The organism is Polaribacter septentrionalilitoris (assembly GCF_009832745.1).
Taxonomy (GTDB): Bacteria; Bacteroidota; Bacteroidia; order Flavobacteriales; family Flavobacteriaceae; genus Polaribacter; species Polaribacter septentrionalilitoris.
The window spans coordinates 1-3,358 of record NZ_VRMJ01000001.1 but is presented as its reverse complement, the minus strand read 5'-3'; the positions used below and the strand labels follow the sequence as shown (position 1 = coordinate 3,358).

Annotated in this window: 4 protein-coding genes; all 4 read left to right on the top strand. The window is 28.6% G+C overall.

All coding sequences use genetic code 11. The annotated features are described in order from the left end of the window. Positions 1–134: 134 nt before the first annotated feature. Complete coding sequence (locus tag FP421_RS00020) at positions 135–965, top strand: DUF4261 domain-containing protein (RefSeq protein ID WP_236547998.1); 831 nt, start codon at positions 135–137, stop codon at positions 963–965. Between the two features lie 669 nt (positions 966–1,634). Continuing rightward, a complete protein-coding gene (locus FP421_RS00015) occupies positions 1,635–2,273 on the top strand; it encodes a hypothetical protein (RefSeq protein WP_159946298.1) in 639 nt (212 codons plus the stop codon). 243 nt (positions 2,274–2,516) lie between these two features. Beyond that, positions 2,517–2,708, top strand: coding sequence for a hypothetical protein (locus tag FP421_RS00010; protein WP_236547997.1), 192 nt, complete (start codon positions 2,517–2,519; stop codon positions 2,706–2,708). Next, the gene (locus FP421_RS00005) at positions 2,708–3,013 is read left to right on the top strand and encodes a type II toxin-antitoxin system RelE/ParE family toxin (protein WP_159946294.1); all 306 of its coding nucleotides are present in this window, start codon (positions 2,708–2,710) and stop codon (positions 3,011–3,013) included. The genes FP421_RS00010 and FP421_RS00005 overlap by 1 nt, the downstream gene beginning before the upstream one ends. Positions 3,014–3,358 lie beyond the last annotated feature (345 nt).

Here is a 3,358-nt window from a genome sequence, read left to right as displayed (position 1 = left end):
ACAACACCGTATATAATTTATTGCTAGTTCTAGCCTACTTACGAAAATCCTCGCGGATTTTCTATTCGGTTTTTATTTGCTAAATTACGTGCTAAACCACGCAACAAACCATATACAAACACGTTGGGCACAATATGAGAAAAATGCGAATTTTAATATTAATCGGAATTATTTCAATGGGAATATTTAGCTTTCTAAGAAAAGAAAAAAAAACTGAAAGGCATTTAAATTCAAATATTTTAGGTATGGTTCTTTTAGAAGATCCAAATTCATTTGACTTAAAAGGAACAATAAATGAATTAAGAACAAAATGGAAATTAAAAGTAAATGACAAAGATTCTGAAAACGAAACAGCTGTTTTAAATATAGGAGAATATAACATTGCTATTGCTAATATTCCTGTGGCAATTCCTGAAAATGAAGTTCAATTAACTGCTGAATACAATTACTTTTGGGAAAATGGTGTTGAAGAAACATCAAAACATAAAGGTCATATTGTACTTTCAATATTAAACGCTGGAAAAAATGCGGTTCAAGAAAATATATTGTACAGTAAATTAGCTTCTTCTGTTATGAATAATAGTAAATCATTAGGCATTTATATTGGAGGTAGAACTTTGGTTCTAAAAAAGGAATTTTATCAATCGAATATGGAATTTATGACCGAAGAAAATCTTCCTGTATTCAATTGGATATACTTTGGTTTAAAAGAAGAAAACGGAAAACATTCTGTTTATACTTATGGACTTACTGATTTTGGAAAAAAAGAAATGGAAATTGTTAATTCCGAAAATTCTTTAGAGGAATTAAATGAAATGATGTCTAATTTAGCTCATTATGTAATTGCTTATGATGTTAAGTTAAATCCTGGAGAAACAATTGGAATTTCAGCAGAACAAAAATTGAAAATTTCGGAATCTAAAGGAAAATTCTTAGAAGGAAATACACTAAAGATTGAATATTAAAAAATACTGTGCCCAACACCATATATAATTTATTGCTGGCTAATTGCTTACTTACGAAAATCCTCGCGGATTTTCTTGGTCTGTAATTATTTACTAAATTAGTTGCTTAAACCACGCAACAAACCATATATAAACACGTTGCAAAACATTGTCGCCAATCTTTGTGGGAGTTAACTCACGAACGAAAAAAATGAAAAAATCTGTTAGAATTTAGCCGTTAAAATCTGAAAAAAATCGAGTTAAAAATTGCTAAACAGACTCTCACTAACGTTGAACGTGGAATTTTTTTGAGACGTGAAATTCTAAAAATGTATAAAAAAAATGTGGGAATTAGTTTTTGTGCGGAATTTTAAAACGTGTGAATCTCAGTAAAACGTGTGAATCAAAAACTAGAGCTGAAAAAATCTGAGAATTTTACTTTTGGAGAAAGTTGGGAACTTGAGGAATAAACTCTGAAATAGAATTTTGAGGAAAGAATTGAACTATAAAAATGGAATAAAATACGAGTAAAAAAACAACGATTTTGCAACACCGTGTATAAAAAATTGCTATTTTTAGCTTTATTAAAGTTTGTTGCTTTTTTGCAATCTTATATTTTCCTTCGGAAAATAACGATGGCATAAAATCGCAACTTTCCATAACACATCCACGTTGTAGTGCATTTGAGAAATGAACGAAATTTCAAGAAACATACAAAAAGAATTTTATAAAGTTTGGTCAGAAAAAGAACTTCTGCCGAATTTTGAAAAATGGATTTATAAATCAACGGAATTAAAAGACAATTTGAATCCAAATTCATATTATGAATTTCTTTCTTTTAATTACAAACAGGAAAATTCGCATTCTGAATTAAAAAAACTAATTGAAAATCAAATCAGTCAAAGCGAAGTTGAAAAGTGGAAAATTACGAAAGATTTATTAAACGCAAAAAACCGAACTGAAAATTACTCGAAATCAATACGGAATTTTTACACTCTGTATTGTAAAGGTTATGATTTTATGGACAATTTAGCGTTCAATTATGGTTTAGCTTTAGAATGTCCTTATAGTTATTATAGAATAGAAACTTTTGAAAAATTATCTGAAAAACAAAAACTGACTTTAATTGAGAATTGTTATCCAGATATTATTGGAGAAATTGAGAAAGTATTGAATTGGATTGAAAACGAAAAAGTAGTTTTAATTGGAAAAACTAACGAATTTGGAAAATTAGAGTATATTGATAATCGAACTGATTTAGAAAAAAACAATTATAAAGAAATAAATGAAACGGTTGAAAAAGAAAAATGGTGGGAATTTTGGAAATAAAAAAACGCACTACAACACCGTATATAATTTATTGCTGGCTTCTTGCCTACTTGCGAAAGTCCTCGCGGACTTTCTTTGTCCGTAATTATTTACTAAATTAGTTGCTTAAAATACGCAACAAACCATATACAACAACGTTGTGCAGCATAAAAAATCTAGTTGAAAAAATCAATTCCGCAAGAAATTTGTTATTTTTGTATAAATTTTATTAATATGGACATTCAAGCTGAAAAATTGGAACTAATGAAATTACTGTTAACAACAGATAATCCTTCAATTCTTGAATCTATTAAACAAATTTTCAAAAAGGAAAAAAGTGCAGACTTCTGGAATGAATTGACTTCTGATCAGCAAAATGAAATTAACAAGGCAGATATAGAAATTAGTCGTGGAGAAACATCGAGCTACGATACTTTTATGTCATCTCATAGATAATGAGTAGAAAAGTTATTATTACTAAAACTGCAGAGAATAAACTTAATAAACTATTCGAATATCTTCTTACGGAATGGAATCAAAAAGTAAAATCTGATTTCGTAAAAAAACTTGATAAGAATATTGAAACTATTAAGATAACCCCTGAAATTTTCCCTGAGTCTGAGAGCAAGATTGGATTACATAAATGTGTAATTACAAAACAAACGACATTGTTTTATAGATTTAATTCAAAAAGAATCATTATCGTGACAATATTTGACACGAGACAAAATCCGAAAAAATTAATAAAAGACATTTCTTAAACTACGCAGCACAACACCGCATAAATTTAATGTGGGTTTTTATTTTTCTGCCAAAGTTTTAGGCTTGTTTACTATGTCGCTTACACTTATTTAAGTATTTTTAGGTCGATTAAGATAAAAATATAAAATAAGTATAAGCTTAGTGCTAGGCTGAAAATCATACGATTTCCAACTCCCACACTAACCTTATGCAAAACCGTTGGCATTAATATAAAATGTGTACTTTCCTGAAATAGGTTGACTAAAAATTCATCAAATAATGATAGTCACTTATGAAAAACCAAAAACAACACTGGCAGAAAAAAAAGTACCAAAAAGTAACTTTAGAAACCAAATTATTCGTCG

What these genes read in the sequence shown, in the direction of transcription:
- FP421_RS00015 (WP_159946298.1), top strand. Translation starts at nt 1,635, where the DNA reads ATGAACGAAATTTCAAGAAACATACAAAAAGAATTTTATAAAGTTTGG.
- FP421_RS00020 (WP_236547998.1), top strand. Translation starts at nt 135, where the DNA reads ATGAGAAAAATGCGAATTTTAATATTAATCGGAATTATTTCAATGGGA.
- FP421_RS00010 (WP_236547997.1), top strand. Translation starts at nt 2,517, where the DNA reads ATGAAATTACTGTTAACAACAGATAATCCTTCAATTCTTGAATCTATT.
- FP421_RS00005 (WP_159946294.1), top strand. Translation starts at nt 2,708, where the DNA reads ATGAGTAGAAAAGTTATTATTACTAAAACTGCAGAGAATAAACTTAAT.